The organism is Fuerstiella marisgermanici, from assembly GCF_001983935.1.
Taxonomy (GTDB): Bacteria; Planctomycetota; Planctomycetia; order Planctomycetales; family Planctomycetaceae; genus Fuerstiella; species Fuerstiella marisgermanici.
This window is the reverse complement of record NZ_CP017641.1, coordinates 8,742,102-8,762,262: the sequence shown is the minus strand read 5'-3', so window position 1 is coordinate 8,762,262 and position 20,161 is coordinate 8,742,102. Positions and strand designations below refer to the sequence as shown.

Annotated in this window: 19 protein-coding genes, 1 tRNA gene and 1 riboswitch; of the genes, 15 read left to right on the top strand and 5 right to left on the bottom strand. The window is 55.8% G+C overall.

The features are described from left to right. Positions 1 to 5: 5 nt before the first annotated feature. From Fuma_RS33195 to Fuma_RS33175, 5 genes are all read left to right on the top strand, one after another. A complete protein-coding gene (locus Fuma_RS33195; protein ID WP_077027902.1) occupies positions 6 to 1,745 on the top strand; it encodes a DUF58 domain-containing protein in 1,740 nt (579 codons plus the stop codon). Beyond that, the gene (locus tag Fuma_RS33190) at positions 1,746 to 2,609 is read left to right on the top strand and encodes a hypothetical protein (RefSeq protein WP_077027901.1); all 864 of its coding nucleotides are present in this window, start codon (positions 1,746 to 1,748) and stop codon (positions 2,607 to 2,609) included. Next, positions 2,609 to 2,827 carry a hypothetical protein gene (locus Fuma_RS33185; protein WP_077027900.1) on the top strand — a complete coding sequence of 73 codons (219 nt, stop codon included), beginning with the start codon at positions 2,609 to 2,611 and terminating at the stop codon, positions 2,825 to 2,827. Before Fuma_RS33190 ends, Fuma_RS33185 begins: the two co-directional genes overlap by 1 nt. A 274-nt stretch (positions 2,828 to 3,101) precedes the next feature. Next, the gene (locus tag Fuma_RS33180; RefSeq protein ID WP_414655197.1) at positions 3,102 to 3,824 is read left to right on the top strand and encodes a sugar phosphate isomerase/epimerase family protein; all 723 of its coding nucleotides are present in this window, start codon (positions 3,102 to 3,104) and stop codon (positions 3,822 to 3,824) included. A 220-nt stretch (positions 3,825 to 4,044) separates the two neighbouring features. After that, on the top strand, positions 4,045 to 5,058 hold the full coding sequence (locus Fuma_RS33175) for a Gfo/Idh/MocA family protein (protein ID WP_077027898.1): 1,014 nt from the start codon (positions 4,045 to 4,047) through the stop codon (positions 5,056 to 5,058). 773 nt (positions 5,059 to 5,831) lie between these two features. Here Fuma_RS33175 and Fuma_RS33165 read toward each other — a convergent pair. Both Fuma_RS33165 and Fuma_RS33160 read right to left on the bottom strand, forming a co-directional pair. Then, the gene (locus Fuma_RS33165; protein ID WP_077027896.1) at positions 5,832 to 6,293 is read right to left on the bottom strand and encodes a hypothetical protein; all 462 of its coding nucleotides are present in this window, start codon (positions 6,291 to 6,293) and stop codon (positions 5,832 to 5,834) included. After that, complete coding sequence (locus tag Fuma_RS33160) at positions 6,293 to 6,772, bottom strand: hypothetical protein (RefSeq protein WP_145944510.1); 480 nt, start codon at positions 6,770 to 6,772, stop codon at positions 6,293 to 6,295. Before Fuma_RS33160 ends, Fuma_RS33165 begins: the two co-directional genes overlap by 1 nt. Before the next feature lie 569 nt (positions 6,773 to 7,341). On the opposite strand from Fuma_RS33160, the gene Fuma_RS33155 reads away from it, so the two are divergent. From Fuma_RS33155 to Fuma_RS33120, 8 genes are all read left to right on the top strand, one after another. After that, positions 7,342 to 7,890, top strand: a complete 549-nt coding sequence (locus Fuma_RS33155) for a hypothetical protein (RefSeq protein ID WP_077027894.1) — start codon at positions 7,342 to 7,344, stop codon at positions 7,888 to 7,890. Between the two features lie 148 nt (positions 7,891 to 8,038). Then, positions 8,039 to 8,278, top strand: coding sequence for a MerR family transcriptional regulator (locus tag Fuma_RS33150; protein ID WP_077027893.1), 240 nt, complete (start codon positions 8,039 to 8,041; stop codon positions 8,276 to 8,278). A gap of 118 nt (positions 8,279 to 8,396) precedes the next feature. Beyond that, on the top strand, positions 8,397 to 8,618 hold the full coding sequence (locus tag Fuma_RS33145; protein WP_077027892.1) for a hypothetical protein: 222 nt from the start codon (positions 8,397 to 8,399) through the stop codon (positions 8,616 to 8,618). Then, positions 8,615 to 10,087 (top strand): AAA family ATPase, encoded by a 1,473-nt coding sequence (locus Fuma_RS33140; protein WP_077027891.1) that lies wholly within the window; start codon positions 8,615 to 8,617, stop codon positions 10,085 to 10,087. Before Fuma_RS33145 ends, Fuma_RS33140 begins: the two co-directional genes overlap by 4 nt. A gap of 302 nt (positions 10,088 to 10,389) precedes the next feature. Then, a complete protein-coding gene (locus Fuma_RS33135) occupies positions 10,390 to 11,085 on the top strand; it encodes a hypothetical protein (protein WP_077027890.1) in 696 nt (231 codons plus the stop codon). Positions 11,086 to 11,094: 9 nt separating this feature from the next. Further along, positions 11,095 to 11,814, top strand: coding sequence for a hypothetical protein (locus Fuma_RS33130; protein WP_077027889.1), 720 nt, complete (start codon positions 11,095 to 11,097; stop codon positions 11,812 to 11,814). 331 nt (positions 11,815 to 12,145) lie between these two features. Continuing rightward, positions 12,146 to 12,643, top strand: a complete 498-nt coding sequence (locus tag Fuma_RS35070; RefSeq protein ID WP_145944509.1) for a hypothetical protein — start codon at positions 12,146 to 12,148, stop codon at positions 12,641 to 12,643. Between the two features lie 77 nt (positions 12,644 to 12,720). Continuing rightward, entirely contained in the window at positions 12,721 to 13,875 is a 1,155-nt protein-coding gene (locus tag Fuma_RS33120; RefSeq protein WP_158521217.1) for a tyrosine-type recombinase/integrase, read from the top strand. Between the two features lie 45 nt (positions 13,876 to 13,920). On the opposite strand, the gene Fuma_RS33115 is transcribed toward Fuma_RS33120, so the two are convergent. The 3 genes from Fuma_RS33115 to argB all read right to left on the bottom strand — a co-directional run bounded on the left by Fuma_RS33115 (position 13,921) and on the right by argB (position 17,267). Beyond that, positions 13,921 to 13,994, bottom strand: a tRNA-Asp gene (locus tag Fuma_RS33115). Positions 13,995 to 14,174: 180 nt separating this feature from the next. Next, entirely contained in the window at positions 14,175 to 16,016 is a 1,842-nt protein-coding gene (locus Fuma_RS35545) for a hypothetical protein (protein WP_158521216.1), read from the bottom strand. Between the two features lie 375 nt (positions 16,017 to 16,391). Continuing rightward, a complete protein-coding gene (argB, locus tag Fuma_RS33105) occupies positions 16,392 to 17,267 on the bottom strand; it encodes an acetylglutamate kinase (RefSeq protein ID WP_077027886.1) in 876 nt (291 codons plus the stop codon). Positions 17,268 to 17,446: 179 nt separating this feature from the next. Then, a riboswitch (cobalamin riboswitch) is annotated at positions 17,447 to 17,673 on the top strand. A 179-nt stretch (positions 17,674 to 17,852) separates the two neighbouring features. Here argB and Fuma_RS33100 point away from each other — a divergent pair. Together Fuma_RS33100 and Fuma_RS33095 are read left to right on the top strand one after the other, a co-directional pair. Continuing rightward, positions 17,853 to 18,779: a DUF1559 family PulG-like putative transporter gene (locus Fuma_RS33100; RefSeq protein ID WP_077027885.1), complete on the top strand. Its 927-nt coding sequence runs from the start codon at positions 17,853 to 17,855 to the stop codon at positions 18,777 to 18,779. 232 nt (positions 18,780 to 19,011) lie between these two features. Beyond that, on the top strand, positions 19,012 to 20,115 hold the full coding sequence (locus Fuma_RS33095; RefSeq protein WP_158521215.1) for a GTPase: 1,104 nt from the start codon (positions 19,012 to 19,014) through the stop codon (positions 20,113 to 20,115). The last annotated feature ends 46 nt before the right edge of the window (positions 20,116 to 20,161 follow it).

The following is a 20,161-nucleotide window of genomic DNA, read 5'->3' as shown; positions in this document are numbered from 1 at the left end:
GCCTCATGACAGCCCGCAGTCGATGGCTAGTGTTGCTGGCAGTGTGCGGCGCGGGGCTTGGCGTTTTGCGAAATCAGCACACGCTGACGTGGCTATCGCTGACAGTTCTGTTCTGGGTCTTTGCCGAATGGTTGCTGTTCTACACTCGGCTGTGGTTTGAACTTCCGCAGTTGCAGATCGAACGATCAGTCAACGGGCGCAGTGAATCGTCCGGCTATCTGTGGGCAGGACGCAAGGTTTCTGTGGTCACCAAAACATCGAGTCGACGCGGCAGCATTGGGCCACTGCTGATGGTCCGTGACTGTCTGCCTGAGAACTTCATCATCACGTCCGGCAACTATGAACGTGAATTGTTGACGCGAACGAACACCGCCACGTTTTCCTATGAAGCCAAAATTGGCGGGGCTGGCCGAGCGACATTGCCGGGCTTCCGAATCACGATTCAGGACCCTCAGGGCTTTTTCGCGACGGAACGTTTCGTGCCCGTCGAACAGACATTCCGCGTCCTTCCCGCGTACGCCGATATCAACGAATCAAATGCGATCGTCAAACGCATCAACTCGCTGCCGCAGCACGGCATTCATCGCCTGCAGCGCGCAGGGATGGGCTCTGAACTGCTGGAACTGCGAGAATACGTTCCCGGCGATCCGCCCAAGTCGATCGCGTGGAAAGTTTCCGCGCGGCGCGACACGCTGATGACTCGCCAATACGAATCCGAGGTGCCCGTCCGAGTGCACCTGTTTGTTGACGGTTCGATCAGCACGCGGGTTGGAGGTTTTGGACGCCGACTGCTGGACCAGATGCTGTACGTGGCAGGCACGGTCGCCCGATCGTCCGCGTCTGTGGGCGACCCGGTTGGCGCGGTCTTGTTTGACGAACGGGGACGCACGCGAGTTGCGCCATCTGGAGGCGAACGAGGCTTCTATCGACTGTTGGAAGCACTATCCGATTTCGCCGTAAATCCGGTCCCGCCGCAGCAACGACTTTCGCCCGGCTTAGTCAACGCCGCGATGAGGTTAGCCGGCGAGCGTCATCCGGAGCTACTCGATTCGCGAATTAACCAGGTTCCGTTCACGTTTTTCCCGCTGGCTCCGTGGAAACGCAAGGCTCTGTATCAGCGAACATTACTAGCGGGCGTGCTGGCCGAGTTGTACGGTCTGTCGCCCGTGCAACTTCTGGAACTGGCTCACGATGATTCCATGCTGGCAAGATCAGCGCAGCAATTTCTGGTCGACGCGGGCGTGTCATGGATGGAGCCGCTGTTACAGACTCGCAGTCGCGGTTTCCATGACGGCATGGCCACAATGGAACTTTTCAGCAAGGCAATTTCAGAATCCGTAGCGATGGCTCGCGACAACGAAGTCTACGTCGTGATGGCCAACCTGCTGGAATGTGCGACGAACATCAGTCAGGTAATGCCCGCCGTCAAAATGGCGTTGGCGAGGCATCATCGAGTCGTCTTTGTCTGCCCGACTCCCACCTTCCGCCGCCCCAATGGGGGACTCAAACCGACTGCGACTTCTGAAGCAGATGCCAGCAATGCAGCAACAAAACTCACCGCCGAAGACCTGATGGCCCGTGCCGAAGACCTTCGCACCAAAGAACTGGCCACTCGACTACAACGTGCGCTGCGCCGCGTCGGAGCTTCGGTGACGTTGTCCGGAGAAGAAGATGCCATTCGGCTGGTTCTGGCCGAAACCAACCTGGCTCGCAGTGGCCGAGTTTCGTTTGCGGGGATTCGCTAGATGGAGACGCCAAACCGCACTGACAAGCATCAGGCCATCGACATCGAACCTCGAGCGTGGCAGACATTTTACCTGCTGCTTAGTGCCGGGTTAGGCATGCTGTTCCTGTCATCGTTGTATGGCGGCGATCACATCAGCATCGCCCTGAACCTGATTTTTTTAGCCGTCATCGTGCTGCCGCTCAAACACTGGATCGGAGTGATGGTGCTGCTGGGGTTGATTCAAGTCAACTTGTTCTACCTTGAATCTCGGCGGGCGATCCCCATCTTCACGCTGAACGACACGCTGTGGGTTGTCATTTCAGTCAGCCTGCTGGCGGCCCTCAGCCGTTTTCGCGTCCTGCAGGAACTCGATCGTCAATCGGCCCTGACTTCGATGAGGTACTTGGTAGTCGATTTCGTGAAGGGCGATCAGCAGACGGCTGAAGTCATCGCGACAAATCTGGTGGCCTTCTGCCGTTCAATGCTGAAGATGCTGTCAGTAATTATTGCCTGCGGGATCGCAGCACGCATCGTGATGTGGTTGGTTCCTTTCCATGGCCCCGGTTCCGGCTTTAGTACGATTCGCGACTTCCGAATTCGGCCCTCCGGTTACCGAGCCATCATGCTGGGGCTGTTGTTGTTTTTGCTTTACCTGCCTGTGTTGGTTTTGGTGAATGAAGTTGCGTGGCGAAGCCTTTCCAAAAGCCAGGCCGGCGTGTACCTTCGCAGTGTCTTTTTGAAATGGAACCACCGTGAGTTGCGGATGATCATTCGAAAACGAATCAAGGTCCGGCGGAAGAAAGTCCGCGAACTGCACCCGACGGAACCGCAGCCTGCTCCCATCGACGCCCCTGATGCCTACAAAGACCGAGGACAATTGTGATGCTGTTTTGGATCCGCGAAATAGTCGGCTGGGCACTGGTGCTCGGATCGGTGGTGTTGATCTGGATAGGAATTCGTTTTCTAAAAGATCCGTCGCCCCCGCAATTTGTCGAAGCCAGCATCACGATGTTCACAGCGTTGGCAGTGATGAGATTCGGGCTGATGCTTGTCCGGGTGTCAACGGCGGCCAGAATTTGCCTGAACGAACGAGACCGCTGAAGCGTGCCTGAAATGCGAGCTGGTACCGTGCCTGTCAGCGTTCACCTGGCGTCTGTTGACCTTCGAACCTCAACGCCCCTGATTCCGACCAAGAAAGCGAGACCCAACCATGCCCACTCGTCGAACATTCCTTGCCGCCTCAGCCGCTGCCGCTTTCGCTTCATCCAAACTTGCTGCAGATGAATCATCTGCGGCGAAGGCGAATCAGATTTGCGTCTTCACCAAGCCATTCAACTCACTGACCTTTGACGAACTGGCAACGCAAACCGCCAACATCGGTTTCAACGGAATTGAAGCGCCCATTCGGCCGGGTGGCCACATCGAACCCGAAGCGGTGCCCGATAAGCTACCTCAACTTGTCGCCGCACTGGAAAAGCAGAATCAGAAGCTCACAGTTCTGACATCCAACATCAACGATCCGTCAGATCCCCTCTCCGAAGCCGTTTTAAGAACAGCAGCGAAACTCGGCATTCGGTATTACCGCATGCAGTACTTCAAGTACGATGAAAGCAAGTCAATCACGAAACAGATTGACGAGTGGCGCATGAAAATGAAGGACCTTGCTGCCCTGAACAAGCAGTTGGGAATCACGGCCGTCTACCAGAATCATGCCGGTCGCAATTATTTTGGAGCTCCCATCTGGGACCTGCACCGCGGTCTCGACGGCATCGATCCCACGCAAGTCGGCGTCGCGTATGACATCCGACACGCCACCGTCGAAGCAGGCATGAGCTGGCCGATCGGCTTCCATTTAATTCGACCTCATATTCAGGTCGTCTACGTCAAAGACTTCACTTGGGGCGAGGCGCGGCCGACCAATGTGCCCCTGGGTGACGGGCGAGTAGATTCGAAGTTCTTCCGAATGCTGGCCAGAACTGATTTCCGAGGCCCCGTTTCCCTACACGAAGAATACATCGACCACCGCAAACCCGAATTGGTTCCGGAACACTGGGAAGCCATTCGTAAGGACCTGAAGACACTGAAGTCCTGGCTATAGACGCCTCCACCAGTCGAAAGCGGACGCCGTCCGATCCGATTTAAGGCAATCTCAGGAGTCGCACGTCAATTGGCCCCCGGTGCCGTTGGCGGCTGAGATGACAGACGGGGTTCGTCCAAACGCGGAAATTCCGGCGCATCATTGGCAATGCCTCGTGAAGTCGCAAGAATGGCGGTCTTCGATTTTCCCACCCGGATTTCCTCCTACCTTGAGGCCCCCTATGCGACTTCTGTCAACGATTACCGCTTTCGCCCTTCTTACGTTCGCTACCGCGACATCTGCTGATGAGCCAATCAAAGTTGGCATGATCGGACTGGATACGTCGCACTGTCTGGCATTTGCCAAACTGATGAATAACGCTGATGACCCGAAACACGTGCCGGGTTGCCGACTGACGGTCGTGTACCCCAAGGGTTCGCCGGACATCGAAAGCAGCGTAACGCGAGTTCCCAAATACACCGAAGACATCCAGAAATATGGCGTCAAAATTGTCCACGACCTCGAGGCCATGGTGCAGCAGGTTGATGCCGTCCTGCTGGAAACAAACGACGGCCGACCTCACCTTGAACAGATCATTCCCGTCCTGAAAGCCGGCAAACCATGCTTTATTGACAAGCCGATCGCTGGAAGTCTTGAAGACTGTATTGCGATTTTCGAGCTATCAAAGCACTATAAATCGCCCGTTTTTTCGTCGTCGTCACTGCGGTATGGAAAAAACACACAGGCTGTGCGAAACGGTTCGATCGGCGACGTAATGGGCGCCAGCACGTATTCGCCATGTTCACTTGAGAAGACTCATCCAGACCTGTACTGGTACGGGATTCACGGTTGTGAGAGCCTGTTTACAGTGATGGGGCCCGGCGTGGAAACTGTCGTGCGAACCCAGACGGACAGCACAGAACTCGTCACCGGCACATGGAATGATGGACGAATCGGCACTTTCCGAGGTATCCGCTCCGGCAAAACCGGCTACGGCGGCCACGCGTTTGGAGCGAAGGGCATCGCCGAAATCGGCGGCTACAACGGCTACGACCCACTGCTGGTCGAGATTGTCGAATTCTTCAAGTCCGGCAAGCCTCCGATTAGCGAAGAAGAAACCACCGACATCTACGCCTTCATGGAAGCCGCCGACGAAAGCAAACGCCAGGGCGGTAAGCCCGTTAAGGTAGCCGATGTAATGGGAAAGGCGAAAGAAGCCGCCGCCAAGAAAATTGCGGCAGTTACTGGTCAGTAGAAGCCGTATGGATTGCGGCTCCCCCAGCAGAAGCGTCGCCTTGAGCGGTCGGCTGCAGCACTTGTAGTCGACCGACAAGGCATGAGCCGCTGCGAAGGCGACGTCCATGAAGCTCTGAGGCCGCAGCGGCACGCTGTTGCCGCGGATTTTTGGAGCAACCCTGATCATTGGGAGCGGGTTCCCCAGCTCGCAGTGATGCCGCTTTGCCAGCGGGCGCCGGCTGGCGGGCTTGGCGATGCAAAAACTGTGCTTTGTCGCAGTTATCGGTTAGGGCCAGCGGCGCGACGATCAGCCCCATTATTCGCTTGAAAACGTTAGCGAACGCCCAGCGGCCAACGCCAAATCGGTTGTTGACCGGACACCACCCGGCTCCTGCAGAGCTTCAGCGAATGGCAGGCATATGCTTTTATGCACCAGAGCGACGTGCTCAGCGATAGCTTGAGTAGAGCACAGCAGCATGGTGCAACAAGCTTCACACAGTGAACCTCCCTTAACCGCTCAATGAAAAAGCCCTGCAGCTCAAAAGTGAGCTGCAGGGCTTCTTAAATCTAGCGGTTTCACGATTGCTCTGTGAAACCAAGCGAGGCCGAAGGGACTTGAACCCTCAACCCCCGGATCGACAGTTGGAATCTAATCGCTCCACCGTTCACATGGCGTGCAAAAACACTGGCTAACGAAGCACGAATCCTCCATTGAGTACATGGTTCCCATCGGCGTGAGTACATTTTCTGAGTACACTAGACAGACGCCGTCCGGATTAGAATGCCCCTGTTCTACGACTGAACACAACGAACCATTGAACTCTTGGCAGCTTCGGACAGTAGGCTGACAGCGTTATCCTCAATAGAACGCAGGCGTTTTTGAACGAGTGACTTCATGACCTTTTCGGTCGGCATGTAGTCGGTAAACGTCTTGTATTGTGGGGCACTCCGCCCCTGTCCGAGTTTGGCCGGACCGAAGTCAACGAGGTAGCGGGCGACGAGTGATGCACAATACAGGGGGCGAAAATGGGTGAACAGCGGCTGGAACTTTTTGGACTTCAATTGTTCCAAGCGGTCATCGTGTCCGTTTGAGTGACGCCCTAGCTGATATGCGAATACAGCTTCCACGATGTGTACGGCCTTGTAGAAGGCGATCGTGGTAACCCATTCGGGATAGTCACCAGACTTGCACAACAATTCCAATGCGGCGTGATTCTTGTTGGCCAGCGTTATGTGGTCCGCTTCGCCAGCCACTAATCGCCCTGTTTTTTCAAGGATAAGAGAAAACGCTCATCAAAGAAGGAATTCAAAGCCTCATCAGAAGCGTTAGGCAGCACCATGGAATTCATTCTAATGAGATCCAAGTCGGAATCTTCAGCAACAGTAATGTCAAACTCTGTTACCGAGTCCTCTAAATCATCTTGGCATTCGGCAACCTCTGCGATTACGACAAGCATTAAGCGTGAGTCGCGTAGCGTCAGATAAATCGATTCGACCCCTGACACACCTGAGACCAACCACTCAAAGGTCTTGCCAATTAAAAGATTTAGCTGTTTATCGAATTGCTCTCGCTGTTTAGCGACTTGCAATGCCTCAATGGCGCGATCTTTCTGAATCTCAAACCGGCTTTGGTTTCGGCCAAATACCTGAATGGTCTCGTGTTCCGAATACCAATCAACGACAACAGCTTTCTTTTGCAGACTGCTCTCAACGTTGTGGGAGGCGGTAGTCATTGCGGATTCAATCATGACGGGGTGGGACGAACTTCCGTGAGTCACCAATCTGCGATCTTCGCAGGGGCAAGAGATTATCGAAAAACTGAAGCACTGGGGTTGTGTGAATTATGTCTAAATCCACGTAGTTCGACAATACGACGCGAATGAGGGACTGTCAATCGAACAGATAGCAACCTCAGATTCGCAAAAAACGCTACCATTGCTGCACACGCTGACCTTCCCTACAACATGTTGTGCCGACCGGAGGATTTGATGGATTCAGCCCGGTATATTGTGGTCATCGAAAGAGAGTAAACCTCTTTCCTGAAGTGCCAAAATTTCCAAATCGCCTTGAAAGACAGGTCATAATCGGCAGGAAGTGCTGGACAAGGGGGGAGACTTGAGCACATCACCGATTTTAGTCCGCATACCTGCAAGAACTGGCGGTTCAAACTCAGAATAACTACAAACTGAAACCAGCGAGCGGCTACCGGCCGGCTTGATCACCGCCGGGACAAATGGTTTTCCTGAACCATGCCGCTTCGCTTTTCAATTCAGGATGTTCGCTGACAGGAAGGCGAACCCCGATGACTGACGATCACACTCGATTCGTAAAGCTGTGCGAACGGCTGCTGACTCGCCTTGAACGCGATGGGCACGTCGCACTGACCGACCTTCTGCCGAAGCTGGTGGCGGAGGCGAAGCGGCAGGGATGGGACTGGTCACCGGGAAAAACGGAGCGCGATGCGTCAATCGTGTCGGCGAATCTGTATGACCCGCTGCTGAAGTCGCAAACTCGCTTCCCGCTCTACCCTGTCGTGAAGCCATCGGAGTTGCTCGACCAAGAGTTTGAGCCGCCCGAGTTCATCGACGAACGCGATGCGATCAGCGACATGGTGCGGAGTTGGATGGACCATTGCCGAAAGATCAGTGAACCGAATGGCCAGACAGACTGGCTGCCCGCGCGCTCTGTCACAGCACTGATGAAAGATACCGGATGCAGTCGGACAACGATTAACGATGAAATCCGAAACGGCACTATTCCAGGCGGGGCAAGTCGCGAGAACAATAGCCCTCGCGGCAACGTGCTTCTGACGGCGGCAGGCTTAGAATACCTCAAACGCAAAGCCGAATAGCGACGGTTAAAAACGGCTAAAAGCGGATACGACCGAACAAAAACGCGACCGGCAGAACAGTCTGTACGGTCGCTGTTTTTTGCGCCATGGTGTGGTGTAGACGCAAGCGAGCGTTATCTACACAACCGCATATCGTGGAGCATGACATATGAACACTGCTGAAGCTGAAACCGCGACGGAGTTCAAACGCGACGACAAGGGCCGTCCGATTGCTGAAGACGGCTACCCGCTCGCAGGCAATGCTACCGCTCGCGAGGTCTCCACGGTCGCGAGTCTCGCGATAAGCACAATCTACGCAATGATCGCTAGCGGAGAGCTGGAGTCTCGCGCGTTTGGTCGCTCCCGGCGCGTTCCGTGGACCGAAGTCCGCCGGAAGTTTCTGAGTTAAGCCTAACCCGATCCGGACAAGAAGAAAGCCCCACCAATTGCGTGGCGAGGCTTTCAGATTTTTTGCCGGGACTGACGCAGCAACTCGCGCCCCGACACAACACCAAAGGAGCAATCGCATGGTACAGCGTACCGAACCGCAGGCAACGGAATTGCCGACCGAAAACGAAAACATCATCGAAGCTGTTCAGCTTTTGCACTCGCTCGCATACGACGCAGCGACAATTGCCCAACGTCTGCACATCGACCAGGCAACATGCTTACACGTCATCAAGCAGGGCGAGTTACCAGCCAGGCAGCTAAGTCTGGCGTGGGCTGACGACAGCGAGATGCGGCGATGAGTGTACCAACAGCAGCCCCGACCGAGGCGTCTGAGTTCGCCTTGCTGGCGGCAATCTGCCAGAGCCAAACCGGTATCGGCGAACACGCTGATCTTGAATCAAGGTGGTTCACGAATCCGGACTATCAGCTCACGCTCGAAGCACTTCGTGAGATTGATGAGGCGGGTGAAGACTTCAGCGCGGAACTCGTTCTCGCGTTCCTTGCTCACACGAATCAGCACGCAGACAAGTACGTTGTTCGGTCGCTGTTTGCAGATCAAGTGTCCGGAACGAGTCTCGACTACCACAAAAAGATTCTTCGAAAGAACTGGACCGCAAGCCGGTTAATGGTAGTTCGTGCGGATATCGAGCGAGCGGCGAAGAATGGAACGTTTGATCGCATTACAGAACTGACGCAAGAAGCGGCGGCGCTCGAAGCGGGAACAGCCGTCCAATCTATCGGGCGGGGCTTCGGCGGCGTTGCAGCGGCGGAACTCTGGCCAATGGCAGATGAGCCGGTTCAATGGCTTGTTAGAGACATTTTCTCAGCCGACCAGCCAACCATTTTCGGAGCAAAACAGAAGTCGTTAAAAACCACGCTGCTGACAGACCTGGCGGTTTCTTTGGCAAGCGGGTTCCCATGGCTGAATCGGTTCGAGATCCCGCAGGCGTTTCGTGTGCTGATGATCACCGGTGAAGCGTCACAAAAGGCGGCAATCCGAAAGCTGAAAAAGGCAGCGGAGTTTCGCAACCTACGCCCCGAAGACATCGGCGACAGCATCCGAATCGAGACCGCGCACTTCCCCACCCTTCCAAGCCTTGAAGACTGCGGAGCGGTTCAAGAGGCGGTGAATAGCAACAGAATCGACGTTGTGATTTTGGACCCGCTGTACATGGGATTGGCGGGTTTGAATACCGCGAATCTGACAGAAGTTGGCCCCGCCATGCGTCGATTCATGCAGCACTGCCAGCCGGCGAAAACCATCATCGCGCACCACGTTAAGAAGTCTGCAAGCTATGACGACGCGCCCAACCTCGAAGACTTATCGCAAGCTGGTATCGCGGAGTTCGCGGGCAACTACTGGCTAATGGGACGCATGAGCGAATACACCGGCGACGGCAAACATGAGCTGGCTATTCGATACGGCGGACGCGACGAACAGTTCGGTCTGCTGAAACTGGACTTCAACGAACGAGCGTGGACGGCCGACTTCACCAGCCTGCAGGACCATCGAGCGTTTCAGGAACAGGCACGCGAAAACGATAAGGTTGCGGATATGAAACAGCGGATGTTGAAAGCCCTGAAACGCTGTCCGGACGGGCTGTCCGAATCAAAGCTGGCTGAAGCAAGCGGAACCAAAGCCGTCCGGAACGTATTCCAAACAGCCGTGGAGGAACTGGAAACAGCCAACACTATCGTTGTAGTCCCTGACTTCAAATCAGGGCGTAGAACGTGCATTGGCTACAGGATTAGCGATGAATCTGAATAAGGACAGTTTGAATCCGGACAGTGTCCTTATTGGTGTCCGAATGTCCGGACTGAAACGGAATCAGTGCGGACGCGACAGTTCCTATAGGGACTGTCCGTCCGTCCTTATTCAGAAGAGCGTAAATACAGACAGCTAAAGGTGTCCGGAATAAAGCACAACCCCGGCAGAAAGCATGGCAAGCCACAGCACCGGGAGCGACAAACAAAATAGGTTCTCCCACAGGGGGGGCCTGTCTCTATGGATACCTGCGAAGTACGCGCCGCGACAAGAAAGACCCCTTCCTGCGTGAGTGACCACAAACGATGACAACGAACAACAACAGCATTCAGCAAATTCGCAACCGTCTCCAGACCGATTTGCGGCGATTGATTGAACACGAACTCGAGGCGGAGAATCGAGCCGGTCCGTACATTTTATTGGCTGTTGCCGATCCAGGCGTCACGCTCGATTCGGACATCAGGGGAATCACGTGTCCGTCAATGAGCGAAATCTATGCAGATTCGATCGAAAACTATCAAGGCCCCGGGCCCGCGATGATTTTGCAACACGATCTGCCGATTGCCGAATTCACAGCAGTCGCGGTTCACGAGCTCACTCATCGATTGATGGCTGAAACCTTGTGCAACGAATCGCCTTCACAGGCGTACGCCGAGGCAGCACGCCAGTGTATCGGTCGTAGCACGTGGCAGGACTTCGGCGAATCAGACACGGTCGAAGCTGAGTTGCTCGCTGCCAGAGAGGCTCATGGGTTGCCGTTCATCAGAATGATGATTCACGTCGCTTCCCGCATGGATTGGCGCCGCTGGCCGATTGATACGTTCGAACTGCTGGATTGGCGAGAGGTCACTAACACACCATCGTTCGAGTTCTTCGAAACACTCAGATACGAGTGTCACGCGCTTCGCAATGAACCGCTGTCAGTCGTCAAAGCACTTCCACCACCCGCCGAATTCGGCTCGCTGTTTGAGCCGGTTAAAAATTTCCGTCCCCGTTTTTAGAGAGTAACTATGAAACTGTTCGAATTGAAAAAGCAGGCTGAGAATCGTAAATCTGAAGCACGCAAACAAGCACGCACGCGGCTGAAGAAACTGCGGGTTCAACTGGCGGACGATACCGACGTCGATGCCAATGAAGTCGCTGAAATCATGCAGGCTGCCGGAGTCGACTTCGAAGAACTGGAACGCCAGGTTGCAATGCTGAAGCGTCGCCGGGCGTTGCTCGCGCAAATCGAGCGTGGCAAGTCGGAAGTCGCCAGAGCGGCCAAAATCGACGAAGAGATTCAAGAGGCTGAAGACGCCTTTGCCCCCACCCTGCAGAAGCATCAGCAGCAAGTTGCGAGACTGCGGGCAGAGCAATCGGATCTCACCGAAAGCTATAAGCTCATCAGCATCGAAAACAGCCTCCGCAGCGGCGCAACGTGCCCGAACCTTGCTGCCGCGAAAGAGAGACTCGCCAGCCAGAGGAAAGAGCTTGTGAGGCAGCAACGAGGACTGGAGCACCAGCAGACTCACCATAAAAGCTCAGCGAAAGTTCTGAAGGCCGAGATTGCTCGTCAGCGGTCTATGGGCGCAACGCCTCCCCCAAGGCTGGCCGAAGAGATCGCTGTGCACGAGAGCAAGGCAGCGGGCTTTGAGCAGGAACTCTCGTCCATCAATGAGGCAATCGGAGAGCTGGAATTCCAGCTTGAGGAACTTCGCGAACGCGAACTGGATCCGAATTGCTTTTGAAACCTTCACACGAACGTCAGTGTCTGCAACTCGCTTTCGCAAGGTGCAATAAGCATTGAACTTTCCACAGCAGGTTGACAGAATGCTTGCTCCTAAGCTGGAAACAGCACCAAACCCACACCCACCAGTGTGGTGCAAAATCTTTCCATATCAAACCAAAGTCAAAGTGCCGGTCTCGGCATTCAAGCTGGCGGGTTCCCGTGAGGGCCGCAACCGGTTTTGGCCGGTAGGACAGCCTTGGAAGTCGAGCCCGGCACTTTGCTTGCGCTCTCAAGAGTTCGGGCAGAGTGCCAGGCGGATCGGCGTTTGCAGCATCACAGGAGAAACGGTGATGATCTCTGCCACCTACCCTCAGGCATTCCTGAACGACCTTCCGCAGCATCCGGACAACTACAACCCCGAAGATTTGGCCGACATGTTCGCCGAATGGAACGGCGACGAAAAGCGTCACCACATCGAAGCCGCGGGTGTGTCCGGAAAATCGTTCGATGAACTCGCCGAGGCTGCTGTCTCCCAAAACGGCCACCGCTTTTCCGACCTCGCGTGCCGAGTCATCGCCGTGGCGTGGTCATGTTGTGAATTGAATCAGGTTCGGCTGGTAACGCTGTTCAAGGCGTGTATCGACAACGGTCTGACGCGCCGCGACGTGCTGCGGGCCATCGGTGAAATGAGCGCGGTGGAAGCTGTCTACGTGGAGTGGTGCGACAACGCCGAATGCTACTTTCTAACGCTGGCGAACATGGGCACACCGAACCAAACCGCCAGCGACATCGTGTCTGCCTGGGAAGACGTGCGCGAGGAACTGAACAAGCTGCCTGCGATCATGTAGGCAATCCACAACGGCGGCTGGTCGTGTTGGCCGGCCGCCGTCTTTTCAGGAACAAGCGGTTTCAGGATATCGAACAAATGGGAAAACGAGCAAAGGGCGAAGGCAGCATCTTTCAGCGTAAGTCTGACGGGCGTTGGGTGGGCCGGATCAGCCTGGGACGGGACGACAAAGGCAGACGAATTCAGAAGACTGTCTACGGCGGCACTCAGGGCGAAGTGGTTGATAAGATCGACAACCTGAAGCAGCAAGCCAAGCTGAACAGCAAGTCCGTCGTATCGAAAGATTCGGTGGCAGCGTACCTTCAGAACTGGCTGTATGATGACGTGGCGGTCAATCGTGCGGGGAAGACGTTCGAAGAATACGAATTGGCGTCACGTCTCTACATCGTTCCGTTTATTGGAGCCATCAAGTTGAACAGGCTCGATGCGGAGGCACTTCAGAAATGGCAAGCGACACTGAAGCGGAAGAGCTTTTCAGACAACCAGCGGTTGCGTTCAATCCGGACTCTGCGAAACGCTCTCAATAAGGCCGTGAAGCTGCGGAAGATTCCGTTCAATCCATGCATCGCATTAGACAAGCCCCGAGTCGAAAGAAAGGAAGTCATCCCCCTGGAACGCGAACAGTGTCAGACGTTGTTTGCTGAATGCAAAAGCCATCGGATCGGCGACATCATCACGCTGGCAGCCATGACCGGGCTGCGGAAACGGGAATTGTTCGCTCTGGAATGGTCCGCTGTGAACCTCTCAGAAGGCGTTTTGACGGTCAGAAAGGCGTTGGAGGAGATTGGCGGCAAAATCACCGTCAAGGTCCCGAAGACCCGCACGAGTCGCCGTGTCGTGACGCTGGAGCCGATCGCAATAAACGCATTGGCCAGTCGAATGGAGAAGGCGGTAGCGGAAGGATTCACACCGGATGAAGTGCCGATCTGCTTCCCGGACACGCTGGGCGGATACCTACGCGGATCCAATTTTGACCGCAACGTCTGGCATCCGATTCGCAAATCAGCAGGGATTCCGAAGACGTTCAAGTTCCATGACCTGAGGCACACACAGGCATCTTTGATGCTATACGCGGGCGTCGACTTGAAGGTGATACAGCATCGACTGGGACACGCATCATTCGCGACAACAGCGAACCTGTACGCACACTTGATGCAGGATTCACAGGCAAGAGCGACCGAGAAATTGAGTGAACTGATGGGGCAGTCAAGAGCCAGTGAGTACATTCATTGAGTACACAAAAAAAACGCTGGTCGAGTTGACCAGCGTTTTTATTAGCGAGGCCGAAGGGACTTGAACCCTCAACCCCCGGATCGACAGTCCGGTACTCTAACCAATTGAGCTACGGCCCCTCGCTTGCGTGCAGGAAGATTATCAATCCGCTTCCGCGGAATCAAGTAATCGTATGGCAATTCTTCGACAACTGTTCGGGAACTCTTTGATGAAATTTGATCACACCGCGTGAATTGTGGTCGGCAGGCCAGAGCCATGCCATTTGCAATCGCTACCAGCGGTTCGATCGTCGCCATCGGTCATTCCGAACGGCGACCACCTCCGCCTCCACCGCTTCGGCCACGACCGCCGCCGCCCCGGTTTCCACCGTCTCGACCGCCACCGCCACCTCGACCACCGCGGCTGGATCCGCCGCCCTGGCCACCTCGTCGACCGCGATCGTATTGTCCCTTTTTCGGGGACTTCACTTCAAGCAGGCCGATCGCGTGTTCCCACGTTGGGATTCCGGAAAACTCGGATGTCGTCTCACGTGGTTCCGGCTTGCGACGACGTCGAGTGCGTGGGCCGTCATCTGGCTCGGCGTCCGCTTCGCCTGATTCGTCAGTTTTGGCTGGCCGAGCACCACGGCCGCGACGCGAACGCTGCTCGCGTTCGGTAGCTTCCGATGGCTTGGATTCCGGACGTCGGCGGCGTGCCGTACGCCGTGAACGCGGTTGAGGCTCAACCTCTTCGGCATCATCATCGTCGTCGCCGAAGACTAAATCCAAATCGTCATCGTCGTCGTCATCTTCCGCGTTTTCGTCGTCCTGGCTTTCAGACCGAGTGGACTCCTGCTGGCGTCCTCGGCCACGACGACCACGTCCGCGACCGCCGCGTCGCCGCCGCGATTTTGGTCGTGGTCGTTCTTCCTCTTCTTCGTCGTCGCTATCTGAAGCATCGACATCATCCGTTTCGTCGTCGTCATCCTCATCCTCATCCTCATCCTCATCCTCATCCTCATCCTCATCCTCATCCACTTCGGCGACAGGACGGCGGTTACCCTTTGGCGCGACGCGGACGAAATCTTCGCCTTCGTCATCGAACAGGATGTCGTCGAAGTCGTCGTGATCATCATCGTCGTCGTCAGATTCAGCGGCGACGGGAGCAACCTTTTTCTTTGTTTCAGGCTCGCTGCGGCCACCACGCCCACGTCGTCCTCGACCGCGACGCCCACGACGACGCTTGCCGGGACGTTCTTCTTCGGCCGATTCGACTTCTCTGGCCTCTTTCACATCGACCTGTTCGTCGTCCTCGTCGTCGTCCGAATCATCATCCTGCACGACAGCCGCGGCTTTACGGCCTTTGCCGGCGTCGTCGTCGTCCCAGACCCACTCGTCCAGTTCGTCCCAGACTGCGTCGTCATCCTTGGCAGGCGACCGTTTTGGGGTGCTGCTGCGATCGGATGTCTGCCGCCCACGGCTCTCGGCAGCGGCAGGTTGTTGTTTCCGTTGCGGTCGAGCGACAGGTTCGTCTTCCTCGTCGTCGTCGTCATCCTCGAAACCTATTTCGTCATCGTCATCTTCTTCGTCGTCCTCTTCTTCATCATCGTCGTCGTCGTCGGGAAACAGCAGCTCGTCGTCGTCGAAGTCGTCCTCATCTTCTTCTTCGTCGTCGTCCTCATCATCGTCTCCAAAATCCAGATCGTCGTCCTCCTCGTCATTGTCTTCATCATCGCCGAATGAGATGTCATCATCGTCGTCGTCATCGTCGTCGTCTGCGGCCGCCTGCGGTTGAGACGATTGCGTGCGGAACGAAGAACGCTCGGGCGTTGAGGCAGGAGCGGTGGCTGGAGCTTCCTCTTCTTCCTCTTCGTCGTCGAACAGAATCAGGTCGTCATCGATTTCGTCCGCGTATTCTGTCGCTCGGCTTTCTTCAGGGCTGGCAACCGGGCTATCGAAGTCCGTATCGTCGTCATCATCCGGCAAGTCTGTCTTCGAAGACGAGCCGCCCAGAAAATTGTCCAGCGACGAACCATCGTCGTACTCGTCGAACAGCAAATCGCCGCCTACGTCGGTGTCTTCATCGCGGTTTACCTCAATCCCAAACAGCTTCGCCGCCATTTCGTCAGCGAGATCTTTGGCTGGGTCTTTTTCGTCGGTCATGAATTTCTGCTTTTGGTCGCGGTAGAAGCTGAAGGCTGGCGCAGTGGATTCCAAAATCCCTGCTCACACTCGCCTTCGCGGCGCGCGAGCGGTTCGCTCAGACAATCTGACCGTCTGACCGCGCACCGAACGCATAGATTTGCGGAGGCTACTTGCCGGGTGCGATATTTGCAAACCTGAAACAGCTCGCCACCGCCAAAAGCCTGAACGCAGCCAAACGCGGGGACACAGTCGGACACCAGGCCAGGCCCATCGCCGCGCTGAACTCTCAGAAGATCCCAGGCCGCCTCGCGGGGAGCGTGTTTCAAGCCGCCCGACAGTCGCACAGGCCATGCTGTCGCGCATGGGGTGGGGCGGCAGATTTCGGAAAATTGCTTAGGGAACAATCTCCGTACCGACGCCGACGTCTGAATAGATTTCCAGTAAAACGGAATGCGGCATGCTGGCATCGACAATATGGACTTTCCGCACGCCCGCATCCAGTGCGTCCAGAGCGGCTTCGACTTTGGGAACCATCCCCCCAGCAATGATTTCATCGGCGATAAGCTGCCGAACTCGGCCCGCCGTCACGTGAGACAGCCGCGATGACGGATCGTTCAGGTCCGTCAGAATGCCCGGAATGTCGCTCAAAAACACAAGCTTCTCAACGTTTAGCTCGCGAGCCACCGCGGCGGCGGCGGTGTCCGCGTTCACATTCAACCTGTGCCCTTCGCGGTCCAGAGCGATGCTGGGGATCACGGGAATCGTGCCCGTCGAACAAATTCGGACCAGCAGATCTTTGTCGATGTCGACCACGCGGCCCACATGCCCCAGATCAACGGCCTCGCCCGCAGCGTTCTGCAGTTTCAGCTTCTCGCCAATCAACACGTTTTCCGATTGAAAATGCAGTCCGGTGGCAGTCGCATTCTTCAGCCGCAGTACTTCGACAATCTTCGTGGAAATCGTTTCCACCAGCACCGTCGACGCAATTCTAAGCGTTTCCGGGTCTGTGAAGCGTCGACCTTCGACAAACCGCGGTTCGATTCCGGCGTCTGCCATAGCGGACGAAATCGCCTTACCGCCACCGTGCACAATCACCGGCCGCATCCCAACACTGGCCATGAAAACGATATCAGTCAGCAGACTGTCCACCGCTTCCGGCTGGTCAAGAGTGCTGCCACCCAACTTAACGACGACATATCGCCCTTTGAATCGCTGAATCCAGCTTAGAGCTTCAATCAGCACGCTGGCTTTGCGAATTGCTTCCTGCATGAATGGCTTTCGGTCTTGTGAGGCCGGGTGAAAACGTCGGTCGTATAAAAATTGTTGTCTGGTCGAGGTCCGGATTCTACGAACAGCGATTTTCGATTCAACGCTGAAGTCCCCCTTGCAATTGGGCATCAGCGCGATACTGTGCCGTCAGCCATGATGACTCGGTACCTTGGTGCCTTGCCTTTGTGGACAAATCAGGTGCTTGCCGCGTGCATTAAGTCACGTTGGGGCGAGTGAAAAGGGAAGACGGTAAAAATCCGTCACGGTCCCGCCGCTGTAACCGAGGACAGCGTTTCTATTCAATCCACTGCCATGATTCTTCAGTTCAACTGGAGGTCTCGGTGGGAAGGAAGAAACGTCTGGATGATCCGGAAGTCAGAAGACCTGCCTGGTTTGTTGTTGATATCACCTTCGCGGAAAGGCGATGTCGGCCGATCACAGCGCAGACATTCGGTCTTTCCCGAAGTGCCTCGTTCTCCATCTAACTTCCAGCGTGCGCTCAGACGAGCGGTACGACGTGGAAGCCGTGCTGTGATGCCCGACATATGCTGATTCGCAATCCTTTTTTCTCAGAATTGCGTCACCATGTCCCGGCCCCTTCCACCGCATTCCGGATTCTTTGGTTCCATCCACCGTCGCAGATCCGGCTTCACGCTTATTGAACTTCTGGTGGTCATTGCGATCATCGCCATCCTCATCGCGCTGCTGCTGCCGGCCGTACAACAGGCTCGCGAAGCAGCCCGGCGGACTCAGTGCCGCAGCCGACTGAAACAACTCACGCTGGCCCTTCACAACTATGCCGACGTGTATTCAGAAACGATGGTCCCCTACGTGATTGAAGACACCACTCGGTTGCAGCACCTCGCAACCTTCAGCGGTTCACTGGGAACCGCTCAGTTCTGGTTTGGCAAGGTGAACTACGACGAACCCGATCCAAACCAGCAGCTGGATTTCGCGGCGGGCCCGTTAAGCCCCTTCATGGAAACCAACTGGAAGGCGTTTCAATGCCCCAACTTTGGCCCTTCCCAAATGGACAGCGTGCGGTTCGGACGGCCGGCTTCCGGATTCGGGTACAACGGCAATTTTTTGTCACGATCGTCGGGGATCGAATGGCCGCCGCCAACTTATTCTGCCACGCTCAGCACGAAGCCAGCCACCAGAAAATTTCGCGACGTCGCTCAGATGACAGAGACAATCGTGTTTGCCGACGCCGCTCAGGTAAAGGCAGTTTCGTTCTCACCACCAACCTTCAGCTTTGAAGAAACCTGGCTTCTGGAAGCGCCCAGCAGCAACTTCCCCAACACGCATTTCCGCCATACAGATTCTGCCAACGTGGCGTTTCTGGATGGGAGTGTTCGAACGTTTGCGTACGCCACGGCGGCTGAAGTGCCTGGCCCGAACTTCCTGTCTCAGGAACAATTCGATCTGATGAACGAGCACCGTCTGGGGTTTGTCACGGACGGCGACCTGAATGATCCAGAAACGCGAGATTCATTGTACGATCGCCGTTGACAGTTCGGCGTGGCACGATCACAAAACACTCAGGCAAGCAGACGGCATACATCCTTCACACGAAAGCTGGCCTCATGTCTGCCAGCTTTGTTCTGGGCCGATCGTCTAGAGCAATTTACGTTTTGTTGTGGCCGGTTCTGGCTCGTGGGAACCGGCCTACGTAGGACAACAACCGATTTCCGCGGCCACAAGTCAGCGTGAAACGCTGTAAGAATATCGAATTGTGACACGCGTGAACCTTCCCCCCAAGCCCCCCCTTGTCGTGCGACGACTGACAGCACACGGCCGAGGGGCCGTTGCGGTGCTGCGAGTCACCGCGACAACGTTGGCTGACGCGGCGCCGCTGCAATCGCACTTTCAATCGGCCGGCGGACGTGATCCAAATACTGCCGAGGTGGGCTCAATCCTATACGGTTTCTGGGGTGCCGAAGACGTCGTGCTGACTCGTTGCGAGGACCTGGTGTGGGAAGTCTGCTGTCACGGCGGCGACGCGGCTGTTTCACGAATCGCCGATGATCTGGGCGGCGTGACTCAGCCGGAAAGCACTGCAACGTCTGTTGACGAATGCCTTCAATCACAGCTTCTGAAGTGTCGCACTTTGCGAACGGCGAAATTCCTGCTGGCCCAGCAGCAGGGCGCGATCTCGGAATTCATCGCCCGCGTCAACGGTGACGAAACTTTCAGTGAACTTCGCCCAACACTGGAACGGTTCCTGAGCTGGCAGACTTTCGCTCAGCATCTTACGGAACCGTGGCGAGTCGCCGTCGTCGGTCAGCCCAATGCCGGCAAGTCCAGCCTTCTAAATGCAGTGGTTGGGTATGAACGCTCGATCGTGTTTGATCAACCGGGAACGACACGCGACCGCGTGGAAGCTGAGGTCATTTTTGACGGGTGGCCGTTTCAGTTCGTGGATACGGCGGGGGTCCGGAATGAAGCTCGAGACGAAATCGAAGCCGTTGGCGTGGCTGCTGCACGAGTATCAATCTTAGACAGCGAAGCGTGTCTGCTGGTGGTGGATTCCTCACACGGCTGGACGGCCGACGACGCGGCACTGTTCGCCGCGATCCCTTCGACGCATGCCAGAGCCATTGTTTGGAACAAGGTGGATCTCGCGGCCGATCATCAACCGCCGGTCGGCGTTGGTCCCGTCATTCAAACGTCCGCTGTCACCAGAAGTGGTCTGGATGAACTGCTCAACTGGTTAACCGAAACGATTATCCCCGATGTCCCCGCAGTTAGTGAACCGCTGCCGATCAGCGCCTCAATGATTGAAGCCGTCGAGCATGCATTGAAGACGCAGAACCTTGAAGAACTACGCCGGACGATCAGCCAATAGTAGACGATCGTGTTACGTGACCGTGGTGCGTTCAAACTGCCAAGAG

Coding starts and splice junctions, on each gene's coding strand:
- Fuma_RS33195 (WP_077027902.1), top strand. CDS start 6: ATGACAGCCCGCAGTCGATGGCTAGTGTTGCTGGCAGTGTGCGGCGCG.
- Fuma_RS33190 (WP_077027901.1), top strand. CDS start 1,746: ATGGAGACGCCAAACCGCACTGACAAGCATCAGGCCATCGACATCGAA.
- Fuma_RS33185 (WP_077027900.1), top strand. CDS start 2,609: ATGCTGTTTTGGATCCGCGAAATAGTCGGCTGGGCACTGGTGCTCGGA.
- Fuma_RS33175 (WP_077027898.1), top strand. CDS start 4,045: ATGCGACTTCTGTCAACGATTACCGCTTTCGCCCTTCTTACGTTCGCT.
- Fuma_RS33160 (WP_145944510.1), bottom strand. CDS start 6,772: ATGACTACCGCCTCCCACAACGTTGAGAGCAGTCTGCAAAAGAAAGCT.
- Fuma_RS33155 (WP_077027894.1), top strand. CDS start 7,342: ATGACTGACGATCACACTCGATTCGTAAAGCTGTGCGAACGGCTGCTG.
- Fuma_RS33150 (WP_077027893.1), top strand. CDS start 8,039: ATGAACACTGCTGAAGCTGAAACCGCGACGGAGTTCAAACGCGACGAC.
- Fuma_RS33145 (WP_077027892.1), top strand. CDS start 8,397: ATGGTACAGCGTACCGAACCGCAGGCAACGGAATTGCCGACCGAAAAC.
- Fuma_RS33140 (WP_077027891.1), top strand. CDS start 8,615: ATGAGTGTACCAACAGCAGCCCCGACCGAGGCGTCTGAGTTCGCCTTG.
- Fuma_RS33135 (WP_077027890.1), top strand. CDS start 10,390: ATGACAACGAACAACAACAGCATTCAGCAAATTCGCAACCGTCTCCAG.
- Fuma_RS33130 (WP_077027889.1), top strand. CDS start 11,095: ATGAAACTGTTCGAATTGAAAAAGCAGGCTGAGAATCGTAAATCTGAA.
- Fuma_RS35070 (WP_145944509.1), top strand. CDS start 12,146: ATGATCTCTGCCACCTACCCTCAGGCATTCCTGAACGACCTTCCGCAG.
- Fuma_RS33120 (WP_158521217.1), top strand. CDS start 12,721: ATGGGAAAACGAGCAAAGGGCGAAGGCAGCATCTTTCAGCGTAAGTCT.
- Fuma_RS35545 (WP_158521216.1), bottom strand. CDS start 16,016: ATGACCGACGAAAAAGACCCAGCCAAAGATCTCGCTGACGAAATGGCG.
- argB (WP_077027886.1), bottom strand. CDS start 17,267: ATGCAGGAAGCAATTCGCAAAGCCAGCGTGCTGATTGAAGCTCTAAGC.
- Fuma_RS33100 (WP_077027885.1), top strand. CDS start 17,853: ATGTCCCGGCCCCTTCCACCGCATTCCGGATTCTTTGGTTCCATCCAC.